General features: G+C 75.7%; 14 protein-coding genes. 5 read left to right on the top strand and 9 right to left on the bottom strand.

Annotated features, from left to right (window positions below; all coding sequences use genetic code 11):
* Positions 1-43: 43 nt before the first annotated feature.
* Positions 44-1,414, bottom strand: a complete 1,371-nt coding sequence (locus tag KSE_RS02220) for a tryptophanase (protein ID WP_014133626.1) — start codon at positions 1,412-1,414, stop codon at positions 44-46.
* A gap of 240 nt (positions 1,415-1,654) precedes the next feature.
* On the opposite strand from KSE_RS02220, the gene KSE_RS02225 reads away from it, so the two are divergent.
* On the top strand, positions 1,655-2,686 hold the full coding sequence (locus tag KSE_RS02225) for a TIGR03617 family F420-dependent LLM class oxidoreductase (RefSeq protein ID WP_014133627.1): 1,032 nt from the start codon (positions 1,655-1,657) through the stop codon (positions 2,684-2,686).
* Positions 2,687-2,746: 60 nt separating this feature from the next.
* On the opposite strand, the gene KSE_RS02230 is transcribed toward KSE_RS02225, so the two are convergent.
* Positions 2,747-3,355, bottom strand: a complete 609-nt coding sequence (locus tag KSE_RS02230; RefSeq protein ID WP_014133628.1) for a GNAT family N-acetyltransferase — start codon at positions 3,353-3,355, stop codon at positions 2,747-2,749.
* Positions 3,356-3,581: 226 nt separating this feature from the next.
* Here KSE_RS02230 and KSE_RS02235 point away from each other — a divergent pair, with 226 nt between their 5' ends.
* Positions 3,582-4,016 carry a DoxX family protein gene (locus tag KSE_RS02235; RefSeq protein ID WP_014133629.1) on the top strand — a complete coding sequence of 145 codons (435 nt, stop codon included), beginning with the start codon at positions 3,582-3,584 and terminating at the stop codon, positions 4,014-4,016.
* Between the two features lie 101 nt (positions 4,017-4,117).
* Here KSE_RS02235 and KSE_RS02240 read toward each other — a convergent pair whose 3' ends face one another.
* Positions 4,118-4,906: a phosphatase PAP2 family protein gene (locus KSE_RS02240; RefSeq protein ID WP_014133630.1), complete on the bottom strand. Its 789-nt coding sequence runs from the start codon at positions 4,904-4,906 to the stop codon at positions 4,118-4,120.
* A gap of 151 nt (positions 4,907-5,057) precedes the next feature.
* On the opposite strand from KSE_RS02240, the gene KSE_RS02245 reads away from it, so the two are divergent.
* Positions 5,058-5,654, top strand: coding sequence for a TetR/AcrR family transcriptional regulator (locus tag KSE_RS02245; protein WP_014133631.1), 597 nt, complete (start codon positions 5,058-5,060; stop codon positions 5,652-5,654).
* Positions 5,655-5,748: 94 nt separating this feature from the next.
* On the opposite strand, the gene KSE_RS02250 is transcribed toward KSE_RS02245, so the two are convergent.
* The 4 genes from KSE_RS02250 to KSE_RS02265 form a co-directional block, all read right to left on the bottom strand.
* Positions 5,749-6,570, bottom strand: a complete 822-nt coding sequence (locus tag KSE_RS02250) for a PhzF family phenazine biosynthesis protein (protein WP_014133632.1) — start codon at positions 6,568-6,570, stop codon at positions 5,749-5,751.
* 115 nt (positions 6,571-6,685) lie between these two features.
* Positions 6,686-7,651 (bottom strand): acetylxylan esterase, encoded by a 966-nt coding sequence (locus KSE_RS02255; protein ID WP_014133633.1) that lies wholly within the window; start codon positions 7,649-7,651, stop codon positions 6,686-6,688.
* A gap of 186 nt (positions 7,652-7,837) precedes the next feature.
* Positions 7,838-9,049, bottom strand: coding sequence for a serine hydrolase domain-containing protein (locus KSE_RS02260; RefSeq protein WP_014133634.1), 1,212 nt, complete (start codon positions 9,047-9,049; stop codon positions 7,838-7,840).
* A 56-nt stretch (positions 9,050-9,105) separates the two neighbouring features.
* Positions 9,106-10,344, bottom strand: a complete 1,239-nt coding sequence (locus KSE_RS02265; protein ID WP_014133635.1) for a serine hydrolase domain-containing protein — start codon at positions 10,342-10,344, stop codon at positions 9,106-9,108.
* Between the two features lie 286 nt (positions 10,345-10,630).
* On the opposite strand from KSE_RS02265, the gene KSE_RS02270 reads away from it, so the two are divergent.
* Positions 10,631-11,971, top strand: a complete 1,341-nt coding sequence (locus KSE_RS02270; RefSeq protein WP_014133636.1) for a PD-(D/E)XK nuclease family protein — start codon at positions 10,631-10,633, stop codon at positions 11,969-11,971.
* A 400-nt stretch (positions 11,972-12,371) separates the two neighbouring features.
* On the opposite strand, the gene KSE_RS02275 is transcribed toward KSE_RS02270, so the two are convergent.
* Complete coding sequence (locus KSE_RS02275) at positions 12,372-12,827, bottom strand: hypothetical protein (protein ID WP_033260223.1); 456 nt, start codon at positions 12,825-12,827, stop codon at positions 12,372-12,374.
* 148 nt (positions 12,828-12,975) lie between these two features.
* Between KSE_RS02275 and KSE_RS42635 the strand changes: the two genes are divergently transcribed.
* The gene (locus KSE_RS42635; RefSeq protein WP_157850107.1) at positions 12,976-13,116 is read left to right on the top strand and encodes a hypothetical protein; all 141 of its coding nucleotides are present in this window, start codon (positions 12,976-12,978) and stop codon (positions 13,114-13,116) included.
* A gap of 22 nt (positions 13,117-13,138) precedes the next feature.
* Here KSE_RS42635 and KSE_RS02280 read toward each other — a convergent pair whose 3' ends face one another.
* Positions 13,139-13,819, bottom strand: coding sequence for a DUF4937 domain-containing protein (locus KSE_RS02280; RefSeq protein WP_014133638.1), 681 nt, complete (start codon positions 13,817-13,819; stop codon positions 13,139-13,141).
* Between the last annotated feature and the right edge of the window lie 296 nt (positions 13,820-14,115).

Raw genomic sequence — 14,115 nt, forward strand, 5'->3', positions numbered from 1 at the left:
GAACAGGTGAACTCCCTTGTCCAAAAAGACTTCTGACGGTGCGTCAGGCAGCGGTCTCGGGCGCCAGGACGGCGCTGAAGTGCCGCAGGTGCGGGGGCTGCCGGACGATCCGGTAGCCGCCGAGGCGGTCGGCGCGGGCGGCCGCGGCGGCGGCGGTGCGGACGACGTGCTCCAGGTGGCTGCGGGTGTAGACGCGGCGGGGCAGGGCGAGGCGCAGCAGCTCGCGGCGGGCGGGGGTGTCGGGGCCCCCGGCCGGGTCGGGGCGGCCGAAGGTGAGGGAGCCCATCTCGGCGCAGCGGACGCCGCCCGCACGGTAGAGCTCGCAGGCGAGCGAGACGGCGGGCAGGCTGCGGGCGGGCAGGTGCGGGAGGAGCGCGGCGGCGTCGAGGTAGACGGCGTGGCAGCCGGGCGGGGTGAGGACGGGCACTCCGGCGTCCTGGAGGGCGCGGGCGAACCAGGCGGTGGTGGACTCGCGGTCGGCGAGGTAGTCCGGGTCGGTGGCCTCGGCGAGGCCGGTGGCGAGGGCTTCGAGGTCGCGGCCGGAGAGTCCGCCGTAGCTGGTGTAGCCCTCGGTGGCGATCAGCAGGTTGCGGCAGCGTTCGGCGAGTTCGTCGTCCTGGAGGGTGAGGAAGCCGCCGATGTTGCCGAAGGCGTCCTTCTTCATGCTGCACCAGGAGCCGTCGGCGAGCCGGAACAGTTCGCGGGCCACCTCGGCGGCGCTGCGGCCGGCGGCGGCCGGGTCGCGGCGGGTGACCAGGTGGGCGTTCTCGGCGAACCGGGCGGCGTCCAGGAAGAACGGGACGCCGGCGGCGCGGGCGCGGGCGGCGACCTCGCGGGCGTGCGCGGGCGAGACGGGGTGGCCGCCGCCGGCGTTGTCGGTGACGGTGAGGACGACCAGGGCGGCAGGCGGCCCGGGGTGGCCGGGGGCGAGGTGGGCGGCGAGCCGGTCGAGGTCGAGGTTGCCCTTGAACGGGTGCGGGGCGTCGTCCCGGGCCTCGGGGCCGGGCAGGTCGACGGGGTCGCCGCCGGCCAGCAGGACGTTGGCGATGGTGGTGTCGAAGTGCCCGTTGGCGAGGGTGACCCGGCCGGCGACGGGCAGCGACTGGAACAGGATCCGCTCCGCCGCCCGCCCCTGGTGCACCGGCAGGACGTGCCGGTGGCCGGTGAGTTCGCGCACCGCGTCCTCGAAGCGGCGGTACGAGCGGGCGCCGGCGTACGACTCGTCGCCGTTCATCAGCGCGCTCCACTGGCGGGCCGACATCGCGCCGGTTCCGGAGTCGGTCAGCAGGTCGATGGTGACCTCCGCCGCGTCCAGCCGGAACAGGTTGTACCCGGCGGCGGCCAGGCCGGCCGCCCGCTGACCGGGCGTCAGGAAGGGAATCGGTTCGACGGCCTTGATCCGGTAGGGCTCCACGGCTTCCTCCCACGGTGCTCCGCACGCCGCTGCGGCGGTGCGGGGTTCTGGTTCGCTCCTGCCTTGGAGTTCGGCACCGACGCACCGCAGGTGGCGGTGCGTCCGGGGGAATCCGGTGGAATCCGCCGGTCCGGGGGCGGGGGTTCAACATCCGCGTGCGGGCCACGGGCGGCGGGGCGCATAGCATCGGACGGCCGGCGCCTGTCGGGCGGCCGGCGCCCCCGTCCAGGAGGAACCGTGATGCGACTCGACCTCGCCGCCACCGCCCTGCCCGCCGAATCGCCCGGACTGGCCAGGCTGGCCGAGGAGGCCGGGGCCGACCGGATCTCGCTGGCGGAGACCTCGCACGACCCGTTCCTGCAACTGGCCCGGGCGGCCGACCGGACCGGGCGGATCGGGCTGGCCACCGGGGTCGCGGTCGCGCTGGCCCGGACCCCGATGCTGCTCGCGTACCAGGCGTGGGGGCTGCACGAGAGCTCCGGCAGGCGGGCCGCGATCGGGCTCGGCACCCAGATCAAGCCGCACGTGGTGCGCCGGTTCGGCATGCCGTGGGACCGGCCGGCCGACCGGATGCGGGAGTACGTGGCGGCGGTCCGGGCGGTCTGGCACAGCTGGCAGACCGGCGAACGGCTGGCGTTCCGGGGCGAGTTCTACCGGCACACGCTGATGACCCCGGTGTTCGCGCCCGACCCGCTGCCGTACGGCCCGCCGCCGCTGCTGCTGGCCGGCGTCGGACCGCTGATGACCGCCGCCGCCGGGGCCGTCGCCGACGGCTTCCTGGCGCACCCGTTCTGCACGCCCCGACACCTGGCCGAACGGGTGCTGCCCGGCGTGCGGGCCGCCCGGGCGGCGGCGGAGGCGGCCGGCGAGCCGTGGACCGCCCGCCCGTTCGAGGTGGTCGCCAACGTGCTGGTGGCCACCGGCCGCGACGAGCCCGAGTACCTGGCCAACCTGCGGCTGGTCCGCGAGCGGCTGGCCTTCTACGCCTCCACCCCCGCCTACCGCCCGGTCCTGGAGACCCACGGCTGGGGCGGCCTCCAGGAGGAACTGCACCGGCTCTCCACCCGGGGCCGCTGGCAGGAGATGGGCGAGGCGCTGGACGACACCGTGCTGCGCGCCTTCGCCGTCACCGGCACCCCCGCCGAGGCCGCCCGCGAACTCCTCGACCGCTACGGCCCGTTGGCCGACCGCCTCTGCCTGACCGTCCCCGACGGCACCGACCCGACCCCGCTGCTGCACACCCTCACGGCGGCCCGCGCACTCACCCGCTGAGCCCGGGCCGTCCCCCGGCTCGGCGCCGGGCCGGCCGGAGGTGGCGAGCGGCGAGCGGGTTCAGCGGGCCGGGCGCCACATGGTGGTGACGACGTGGCCGGTGGCGGTGGTGATCTCCGTGCGCGGGACGAAGCCGAGGCTGCGGTAGCGGGCCAGGTTGGCCGGGTTGGAGGACTCCAGGTAGGCCGGGGCGCCGAGGGCGTCGATCCGCTCCAGGCCGCGGGCGAGCAGGGCCGTGCCGAGGCCCTTGCCGCGGTGGTCGCGGTGGACGCCGAGCAGGGTGAGGTAGAAGCAGGGCACGCCGGGGTGGGCGGCTTCCAGCTGGTCGTAGACGGCCAGGATCGCCCGGGCCGCCTCCTCCCCCGCCGCCTCGGTGAGCAGCCCGGGCAGCAGCTCGGCCTCCCGGGCGGTGAGTTCGGTGCCGCCCGGCGGGATCCACACGGCGACGGCCTCCGCGCCGGGGGTGACCCGGGTCCAGGGGTAGCGCAGCGCGGAGGCCGCGTACAGCCGCCACATCACGGCGGCCTGCTCGGCGCGCCGGGCCGGGTCGGGAAAGGCCGGGCCCCAGAGCGGGTCGTGGAAGAACGCGCTGGTCAGGGTGGAGACCATGGCGTCGAGGTCGGCGGGGGTGGCGGTCCGGTCGGGGCCGGACGGGTTGCTGCTGGTCACCGTCGCACGGTAGCCGGACGGGGCGGCCGGGCGCTCGACGGAATCCGTGGCGGGCCCGGCCGCCCGGTCGATTCTCAGAGGATTCTCAGAGGTTTCCGCACTTGGCGGGAGAGCTGACCCCACGTCAGAATTGTCGGCGTCCCTTCAGCCCGGACGGCGTCCCCCCTCCCCGTCGCCGGAAGCTCCCCCGCATCCGTTCGAGGTCACTTTCCCACGAGGAGTCGTCATGTCCGAAGAGCTCTCCCGGCTCGCCGAGCGCGCCCGTCCCACCGTCCTCGGCCTGGCCCGGATCGTGGTGTCGCTGCTGTTCGCCTGCCACGGGGCGGCGACCCTGTTCGGCGTCCTGGGCGGAGCGTACGGCAAGGCGCCGCAGGTCGGCGAGTGGCCCGGCTGGTGGGCGGCGCTGATCCAGCTGGTGGGCGGCGCCCTGGTGCTGGTCGGGCTGGCCGTGCGGCCGGCGGCGCTGCTGTGCTCGGGGTCGATGGCGTACGCGTACTTCAGCGTGCACCAGGAGAACGCGCTGTGGCCGATCCAGAACGGGGGCGAGGCGTCCGTGATGTTCTGCTGGGCGTTCCTGCTGTTCGCCGTGGTCGGACCGGGCGGACTCGCCCTGGGCGTGCTGCTCCGGCGGCCGGCCCGGCCGCAGCCCGCCACCGCCTGACCACTTGAGCGCCTGACTGCTTGACCACTTGACCGCATCCCGGCCCGCGTACGCCGCGCGCCGGGGTGCGGTCAGTCGGCGCGCGGTCAGCCGGCGCGCGGTTAGCCGGGGCTGGGCGCCAGTGCCCGCCGGCGGCCGCACCGGGGGCGGCCGGCACGCGGGCGGCCGGCCCGGTCGGGGGCCCGGATGAAGGTGAAGGCGAGCAGGAACAGCGCGGTCGCGGCGATCGAGTCCAGCCAGTAGTGGTTGGCCGTGCCGACTATCACCGTCAGGGTGATCAGCGGGTGCAGCAGCCACAGCCAGCGCCAGCGCGAGCGGGTGGCGGCGATCAGGCCGATCGCCACCATCAGCGCCCAGCCGAAGTGCAGCGAGGGCATCGCGGCGAACTGGTTGGAGAGGTGGTCGGCGTCGGGCGGGCCGTACACCGAGGGGCCGTAGAGCCGGGCGGTGTCCTGGAGCCCGGTGGACTCCAGCATCCGCGGCGGGGCCAGCGGGAAGGCGAACGGCAGCACCAGCGCGACCGAGGTGACGGCGGCCAGCACCCGGCGCGACCACAGGTAGTGCGCGGGGCGGCGGACGTACAGCCAGACCAGGAAGAGCACCGTCGCGGGGAAGTGCACCGTCGCGTAGTAGGTGTTCGCCAGGTGCACCACCGCGCCGCTGTGCAGCAGCAGCGACTGCACGCCGCCCTCGCCGGGGAGGTGGACGGCCCGTTCCAGGCCCCAGACCCGGTCGGCGTTGTGGAAGGCAGCGGTGGTGTGGCCGATGGCCAGTCGGCGGCCGAATTTGTAGACCAGGAACAGCCCCAGCACCAGCAGCAGTTCCCGCACCAGCGGCGGCCGGGCCGCCGTCCCCTTCCGGGGTCCGGCCGGCTCCGTTCGGACGTGCACCGCTGCCCCCTCCGTGTCGGGCGCGCCGCTTGGACGGTGCCCGGGTGTGTCGATACGCTGACGTATCGATACGTGAACGTATCGATGGTTTATGCATCGTACATTCGCCCTTCACCGCACCGACCCCACGGGGATGCCATGACGCCACCGAGTGCCGCTCCGCCGGATCCCCCCCGCGTCCCGCTCGAAGATCAGCCCCGCGCGCGAGCGGGAGTTCTTCGAGGCGGTGCTGGACGAGGTCCGCACCCACGGCTACCAGGCCGTCACCATGGAGGGCGTGGCCGCCCGCACCCGGTGCGGCAAGTCGACGCTCTACCGGCACTGGGGCGGCAAGGCCCGGCTCGTCGCGGCCGCCCTGCGGGCCGGACGGGAGCCGCGCTGCGCGGGCATCGACACCGGTTCGCTGGCCGGCGACCTGCGCCGGGTCGCCGCGGCCGCCGGCGCCTGGTCCGACCACGACACCAGCCTGCTCCAGGCCCTCGGCTACGCGGTGATGACCGACAGCGACCTGCGCGACGCGGTCCGGGAGACCGTGATCGCCCCCGAGCTCGCGGCCCTGGAAGCCCTCCTGCGACGCGGCGTGCGCCGCGGCGAGGTGGCCGCCGACCACCCGGCCCTGGAGTTCGTCCCCGGCATGATCTTCGGCATGACCCGGATCCGCCCCCTGTTCTCCGACCGCCCCGCCGACGCCGCGTACCTGGCGCGCTACGTGGAGGCCGCCGTCCTGCCCGCCCTCGGCCTGACCTGACCCGACCTGGCCTGACCCGCACCGGCCTGACCCGCACCGGCCTGACCCGCACCGGCGCACGTCGACGGGCCCGGAGAGGCTCGCGGGCGCGGGGTCAGGCGTGCAGTTCGCCGTCGACGACGGTGACGGCGCGGCCGGTGAGCAAGGTGCGGGGGCCGCGCAGGCGGGTGCGGACCAGGCCGGTGCGGCGGCCGCCCTGGTGGCCGGTGAGGTCGTCGCGGCGCAGGCGGGCGGACCAGTACGGGGCGAGGGCGGTGTGGGCGCTGCCGGTGACCGGGTCCTCGTCGATGCCGTAGGCGGGGAAGAAGCAGCGCGAGACGAACTGGTAGGCGCCGTCGGGGTCCTCGGCGAGGGCGGTGGCGATGATGCCGCGGGCGGAGAGCGGCCGGGCGACCAGCGCGGCGAAGTCGGGGGCCAGTGCGCGGACGGTCCTCTCGTCGGCGAGTTCGACCAGCAGGTCGCCGACGTCGGCCGAGGTGTCCCGGACCGCGACCGGCTCGGCGCCGAGCGCCGCGGCCAGCCCGTCCGGCACCGCGACGGGGGTGAGGTCGGAGGTGGGGAAGTCCATGGTGACCGCGCCGTCGGGCCCGGTCTCGGCGGTCAGGATCCCGCAGCGGGCGGTGAACCGGACCGGGCCGGTGGCCGTGCCGGTGGTGTGCAGGACGTGCGCGGTGGCCAGGGTGGCGTGGCCGCACATGTCCACCTCGGTGACGGGCGTGAACCAGCGCAGCGCCCAGTCCGCGTCCCCGCCGGGCGGCAGCGGGTGGGCGAAGGCCGTCTCGGAGAGGTTGACCTCGGCGGCCACCCGCTGCAGCCAGTCGTCCGCCGGGAAGCCGGCGGAGTCCAGCAGCACGACCGCGGCCGGGTTGCCGCCGAACGGGCGGTCGGTGAAGGCGTCGACGATTCGAATCCGCATGCCCCGGAAGGTACGGCAGCGACGGCCCGGCGGCCAAGGACTGACACCTGCGCCCGGGCGCTGCCCAGGCCACCGCCGCGTCCGGGGCACCGACGCGTCCGGGACGGCGCCGCGCTCAGAGCACCTTCGCCGCGAAGGCCAGCATCGCGGGGACGTGGTGCGCGCCGCCGCCCTCGTGGCCGTTGTACGGGTAGACCGCGATCTCCTTCGGGCCGCGGTAGTGGTGGTAGGAGGCGAAGACGGTCTCCGGCGGGCACACCTCGTCCATCAGCGCGACCGAGTACAGCGCCGGGGCGGTGGCGCGGGCCGCGAAGTGCAGGCCGTCGACGTAGGCGAGGGTGGCGAAGACGGTCTCCACCTTGTCGCGGTGGACCTTGCAGAAGTCGGCGACCTCCTTGTACGGGAAGGCGTCGGTGATCTCGGTGGCGCGCCGGATGTGCTGGAGGAACGGCACCTCAGCGACCACCCCGGCCAGGTCCGGCACCAGGCCCGCGACGGCCAGGGCCAGCCCGCCGCCCTGGCTGCTGCCCGCCACCAGCACCCGTTCCGGGTCGATCCCGGGGTGGGTGCGGACGGCGTCCACGGCGCGCACCGCGTCGGTGTAGAGCCGCCGGTAGTAGTAGGCGGCCGGGTCGAGCACGCCCCGGGTCATCGAGCCGGGGTGGGCCGGGCCCGCGCTGGGCGCCTCGTCGGAGGTGTCGCCGACCGCCCACCCGCCGCCCTGCCCCCGGGTGTCCATCACCAGGTGCGCGTACCCCGCGCTCGCCCACAGCAGGTGCTCGTGCGCCAGGCCCCGGCCGCCGCCGTACCCGACGTAGCTCACCACCGCCGGCAGCGGCCCCCCGGCCCCGCGCGGACGCACCAGCCAGCCCTTGATCGGCTGCCCCGCGTACCCGGGGAAGGTGACGTCCTCGACCGTGACGGTGGCCAGTCCGGTCTCGACCGCGACGGTGTCCAGCCGGGCGGGGACGGCCCTGGCCTCGGCCAGGGTGCCCGCCCAGAAGGCGGCGAAGTCGTCGGGTTCGGTCCGGGCCGGCCGGTGTTCGCGCAGCTCGGACAGGTTCATCGAGAGGAAGGCCATGACCGGCGAGGATAGGCGCGGGGCGCGGCCCGGCCAATGCCGGGTGGCACCCCGCGCCGGAAAACCGGGCCGTGGCGGGGCCGTCGCCGTGAAAGTTACATCGGGCCCGGCCCCGCTCCTCCGATCCCCGCCCGCTTCCCGCTGCCCGGCCCGACCGGGTCCGGTCCGGCCGGGGCGCCGGCCGGGTCAGCGGCAGAGCGCCGCGTCGACCGCGTCGGTCACGTGCTCGGCGGCGGGCGGCTCCGGGACGGTGGTGACGGTGATGTTCGCGGCCCGGCCGTCCTCCGTGACGCCGCCCCGGCTCCGGTGGCCCGGGGCGGTGCCGCCGTGGCCCCAGACCAGTCCGCCGCAGCTCAGCGGCCTGCTCTGGATCCCGAGGCCGTAGCGGACGCCGGGGCCGAGCAGCTCGGCGGGCACGGTGCTGCGCATCTGGGCGAGCTGGGCGGCGGGCAGCAGTCGGCCGCCGAGCAGCGCGCCGTAGAACGCGTTGAGGTCGCTGTTGGTCGACACCACGGCGCCCGCGGCCCAGGCCATCGACGAGTCCATCTCGGTGTAGTCGACCAGCCGCGCTCCCGAGGCGGGTTCGCCGGTGTCGCCGGTGTTCAGGTAGCCGTGCGGGTGGGGCTCGCGGAGGGCGGTCTCCCCGGTGGCGGGGAGGTAGGTGTGGCGCAGGCCGATCCGGTCGATGACCCGCCTGGTGACCTCCTCGGCGTAGGGGCGGCCGGTCACCTTCTGGATCAGCAGGCCGGCGACCAGGTAGTTGGTGTTGCTGTACCCCCAGCCGGTGCCGGGGGCGAACACCGCCCGCTGGGCCAGTGCCCCGTCGAGGAGTTCGCGCGGCTCGAAGTACCGGTACTGGATGGTGGTGAAGTCGAGCAGCGCCGGGGCGAGCATGTAGTCGGGCAGGCCGCTGGTGTGCTGGAGCAGTTGACGGACCGTGATGTTCCGGCCGTCGACGCCGTCGCCGCGCAGCAGGCCGGGCAGGTAGGTGTCGACGCTGGCGTCCAGGCCGACCCGGCCCTCCGCGACCAGTTGCAGGACCACGACGGCGGTGAACGCCTTGGTGTTGCTGCCGGCCCGGATCTGCCCGTCGACCGGGACCCCGGCCCCGGTCGCCAGGTCGCCGACGCCGGCGGTGTAGGTGCGGCTGCGGCCGTCCCGCCCCTTGACGGTGGCGAGGGCGGCGGGCATCCCGTCCGCCTTCACCAGCGCGTCGAGGCGCTGCTGCACGACGTCCGGGCGCGGTGCGGCGGCGGGCGCGGCTGAGGCTGAGGCTGAGGCTGAGGCTGAGGTCGGGACGAGGGCGGTCAGCGCGAGTCCGGCGGCGGCCGTGGCCGTCATCGCGTGCCGGACCGCGCGGATGCGGCGCGCCGTGCGGCGCGGGGGGTGTTCGTTCATCGGGGCTCCTTCTTCGCTCTTCGCTGGCGGGGGGTGGTGCGAGCCGGTGCGGCCGGTCAGCCGCAGAGCGCCTCGTCCACGGCCTGGTCCGCGTGCTTGCCGACCTCCTCGCCGGCCGGGAACCCGGTCACGGCGATGCTCGCGGCGCGGCCGTCGTCGGTGGTGCCGCCGAAGGTCTCGTAGCCGGGGAGCGCCCCGCCGTGCCCCCAGGCGACCCCGCCGCAGGAGAGCGGGCGGCTGATCAGGCCGAGGCCGTAGCGGACGCCGGGGCCGAGCAGTTCGGCGGGCACGGTGCTGCGCATCTGGGCGAGCTGGGCGGCGGGCAGCAGTCGGCCGCCGAGCAGCGCGCCGTAGAAGGCGTTGAGGTCGCTGTTGGTGGACACCATCGCGCCGGCCGCCCAGCCCCAGGACGGGTCGAGCTTCGTGTAGTCGCGCAGCGATCCGTCGGCGGCCCGCAGGTAGCCCTTGGGGTGCGCCTCGCGGATCGTCGTCTCGCCGGGGGCGGGGAAGTAGGTGTGGCGCAGGCCGATCCGGTCGACGACCCGCTTGGTGATCTCCTCGCCGAGCGGGCGGCCGGTCACCTTCTGGATGATCAGGCCGGCGACCAGGTAGTTGGTGTTGTTGTACTCCCACCGGGCGCCGGGCGCGAAGTGGGCCTTCCGGGCCAGCGCGGCGTCGAGGAGTTCGCGCGGCTCGAAGTACCGTCCGGGGTCGGCGAGCACGCCCTCGGTGTCCACGTACTCGGGCAGGCCGCTGGTGTGCTGGAGCAGTTGACGGACCGTGATGTTCCGGCCGTCGACGCCGTCGCCGCGCAGCAGGCCGGGCAGGTAGGTGTCGACGCTCGCGTCCAGGCCGACCCGGCCCTCCGCGACCAGCTGGAGGACCACGACGGCGGTGAACGCCTTGGTGTTGCTGCCGATCCGCACCTGCCCGTCCACCGGGACCTTGGCGCCGGTCACCGCGTCGCCGACGCCGGCCGTGTAGGTGCGGCTGCGGCCGTCCCGCCCCTTGACGGTGGCGAGGGCGCCGGGCACCCCGTCCGCCTTCACCAGCGCGTCGAGGCGCTGCCGGGTCGCGTCCGGCCGGGGCGCGGCCGAGGCCGAGCCCGGCGCCAGGACTCCGGCCACCACGGCGGCGGCCAGCGCGGCCACGGTCACCGCGGTGACGCCCCGGCCGGCCTCCCGGCCGGGGCGTCGGCCGGTGCGCCGATCGGTGCGTCGGCCGGTGGGCCGATCGGTTTGCCGGTCCTCGCGGAGGCGGTGGGCGCGGTGCGGGCGCAGTGCGTTCTCGTTCACGGGGAAACCCTTCTGGGGAGGGCGCCGGAGCTCTTCGCGGCGCCCTCCAAGAGGACCATCCGACGGACCGTCAATCCGTCCGCGCCGAGGACGAGAAGGCACCCGGGAACCCGCTCCGGGGCGACCCCCGTCCCGGGACCCTGCTCCCGGGACGACGAGCCCCGCCGGCACCGTGTACCGAGCAGCGCGACCGGTCGTCGGGCGGTCGCGACATGGAGCAGAATGTGCGGCACCGCCCCCGGGGTGTGGGCGGCAGGCCATCGGCGGGGCGGGAGTACCTGAGCACATGAGCACGGACATCGACGGGCACGGGGTCACGCCCGCCCGCCCACCGGGCGTTGCGGACCGCCCCGCACCGCACCTCCGGGTCCCGGACGTGACCCCCGCCCCACCGACGGGCGGTCCCAACCCGCCCCCGCGCCCGCCCTGGTGGGAAGAGAACGTCGGGGCGGGCCGCTGGGCCGGTGTCGAGGCCGACCTGCTGGCGCTGCCGCGCTCCCGGCGGGCCGACCGCTCGCCGACCCCGCTGCAGATCCTCGGCGCGCGGCGGCGGGAGAGCAGCCACGAGCACTACCTGGCGTTCCTCCTCGATCCGCGGGAGGACCACGGCTTGGGCGCGGGCCTGCTGGCCGCCCTGCTGGAACTGGCGGGCCGCCCCGATCTGGCCGCCGACCCGCGCCTCGACCGCACCCGGCTGCACCGGCAGGTCTCCGGCGACGCCAGCCGGCCGGACCTGGTCGCCACCGGCCCCGCAGCTTCGGTGGTCGTCGAGTTGAAGATCGACGCCCCGGAAGGCCACCGGCAGACGACCCGTCAGGCGGACGACTTCGCCGGTCTGGCGCAGTCGGCCGTGTTCGTCTACCTCACCCCGGACGGCACCGCACCGGGCGACGGGCGCTTCCGCCCCGTCGCACAGCGCGACTTGGCCGGACGCCTGGCCCGGCTGCTCGCCCGGACCAGCACGGGGCCCGACGCCGCAGGACCCGACGGCGCAGGACCGGGCGCCGCGGGGCGCCGACATGCCGAGGACTACCTGAACGACCTGGAGGCCGTGGTGGGCATCAGCACCGACGACGACGAGGACGCCCGTTTCTGGGCCACCCACCGCACCGCGCTGCTGGCCGCGCAGGCCGCGACCCGGCGGCTGCTGACGCGCCTTCCGGCACACACCGGCGTCGCGCTGGCCGCCCTCGCCGACGGCCTCGGGGCGGACCTCGTCGTCGGACACGTCGACTACACGACGTCCGGCGGCCACGCGGAGAGCGCCGTCGTCCTCAGCCGCCCCGGCTGGCTGGCCGACGGCGTCCCGCAGCTCGGCTTCGGCCTCGGGATCCGCCGCAGGAGCGGCGGCACCCAGGGCCCCGACCTGGACGGGGCGGCCCAGCACCCGTTCCACGGCATCTACTGCACCCACCCGGCAGTGCGCGCGGAACTCGGACGCCGCCTCGCCCACCGGGGCTGGGGAGGGCACTGGGCCTGGTGGCAGTACGCGGAGTTGACTCCGCAACCGGCGGGCACCGGCTTCCTCGACCACAACGCGGCGAACGTCGGTGCCGCGGTCCGCGACAGCTGGCTTGATCACATCGCCGCGGTCGACGCGCTGTGGGCCGCGCGCCACACCCTCTGAGCACGCACTTCACCGTTCGAGGCGCTGCGGCGGCAGGCCGGTGGCGGAGGTGCCCGGGCCGACGGCGGGGACGTCGGCGGCGCGGTGCCGCGGTCCACGCGCTGGGCACCGACGGCCCGATCCACGAGAACGACCAGCGCGCTCCGGGCACGGGCAACCGGTCCGGCTGGACCCTCGCGCTCGGCACCCGTCGGTGGGGCTCGTCCGGTTCTGACCGGGACGGGCCGTGGGACCGGCACGGTCATGGACCGTGCCGGTCCGGGTCGGACGGACGTCGTCCCGGCCGGTGAGGCGGTGAGGCGGTAAGGCGGCGAGGCGCGCGGCCCCGCCGGGACCGAAGCGGCCCGCCGCCTCGCCGGCGGCCCCCGGAACGGGTGACGCCCGGTCACCCGGTGCCTCCTCAGTCGACGCGGCGCCAGTTGATCCAGGAGCCGTTGTCGTTGCGGGTGATCTCGTACAGGTGGCCGTCGGACCAGCGGGCGCTGAAGTCCAGGCTGCCGGAGCCGTCGGCGTACAGCCGGATCTCGCTCGTGAGGCTGCCCCCGAACGAGACCCAGTCGCTGGGGACGCCGGACGGGCTGATCCACCGCGCCCACATGGCATTGTCGGTCCCGACCGCGAAGACGTGGTCGACGCCGTTGATGGTGCAGTAGAGCGGGTCGCCCAGGGCACCGCCGCACTTGACCGGGCCGCCGGCCACGTCGAGGGACCTCACCTCGATCTTGGTGGTGCTGCAGTGGACACGGGGGAACTTCGCGGGGACGGCCGCCTGCGCCGTCGTGGCGCCGGCGACCGCGCCCCCCAGCGCCACGCTCAGGAATGCCATCGTGACGGCGGCGGTCCTCTTGATCCTCAACACCCGGGTCTCCTCGGTGGTGGTGGTCGAGCGCTACTGGCCCGTTCGACGTGCCCGCGTCCCCACCCGGTTCGGTCCCGTCCGCCGGGCCGCCCGATCCTGCCCCATCGGGCAACCGCGCCTACCCGTACGAACGCGCGCACCGGGAATGGTCGTCGCGGTCGAGGCCCCCGCGAGGACCGCCCCGGGAAGGCGCCGCACCGCGCGGCAGCGCACCGACACCGACACCGACACCGGCGCCACCGCCACCGCCACCGCCACCGCCACCGACCGGAACCCGAACGCCTGATACCGGCAAAACTGCCGGGGACTCACCTCCTCGGACGGCCGGTCGGCAGGACCCGCCAGGCCGGTTCCAGCGGCAGGGCGCCGCCGCTCACCGACCGGAGGTCGTCCTCGGGGACGGCCCTGGCCCTCAGGGCCGGCAGGTGCCGGTCGGCGTAGCGGCGGTGGGCCGCCGGGTCGGACCACAGGGTCGCGACCAGGTGGCGGTCCTCCCCCAGCCGGACGACGACCCCCGCCAGCATGCCCCCGGCCGCCGCCATGCCGGGCGCCCACACCTCGCGCTGGACGTCGAGGAAGTGCCTCCCGCGACCGGGCGCCAGCCGACAGTCCGCGACCCGCAGCAGCGCGGCCCGCTCCAGCGCCTGCGGCAGGCCGGCCGCGTCCCCCGGCATGTCGAGGACGACCTCGCCGGCGGCGGCGTCGATCGCGGTGTAGCCGGCCCCGCTGCCGGCCCGGCCGTGCCGCTCGTCCGCGCTCCGCCGACTGTCGGCGGCCACGGCGGCGTGCCGGTCGCGCATGAAGCGCAGGTAGGCGCCCTCGTCAGCCCACAGGCCCAGCAGCAGGGCGCCGCCGCCGTCCGGGTCCCAGCCGCCGACCTGCCCGAGCAGTCCGGGCTGGTCGCCGATCGCCGGCCAGGCGGCCTGTGCCGTGGCGAACCGCCCCCGCGCGGCCACCGGCACCCGGCACCCGATCCACTTGCCCCACATCCGCCGCCCGCCTCCCGATCGCCACCGGCCGCCACCCCGCCCACCCATGATCGACCGCCGCCCCCGAGCAGCGTCAATCCGCCCACGGACCCCACCGACCGGGACCACCGACGTACGACCCTCTCCCACGGAAGCGGAAGCCGACCGGCACCGGCACCGGTATCAGTACGGGTCGGAACAGCCCCTCCGACAGCCGCTCGACTGCCCGTCCCCCCGGCCCTCCCAGCGTCCGATGACCGGTGAACGGCGGGCCAAAGTGGCCGGTTTCCGATCTGGCGGCGGGTACCGTCCACCGG

The organism is Kitasatospora setae KM-6054 (assembly GCF_000269985.1).
In the GTDB taxonomy this organism is placed as follows: domain Bacteria; phylum Actinomycetota; class Actinomycetes; order Streptomycetales; family Streptomycetaceae; genus Kitasatospora; species Kitasatospora setae.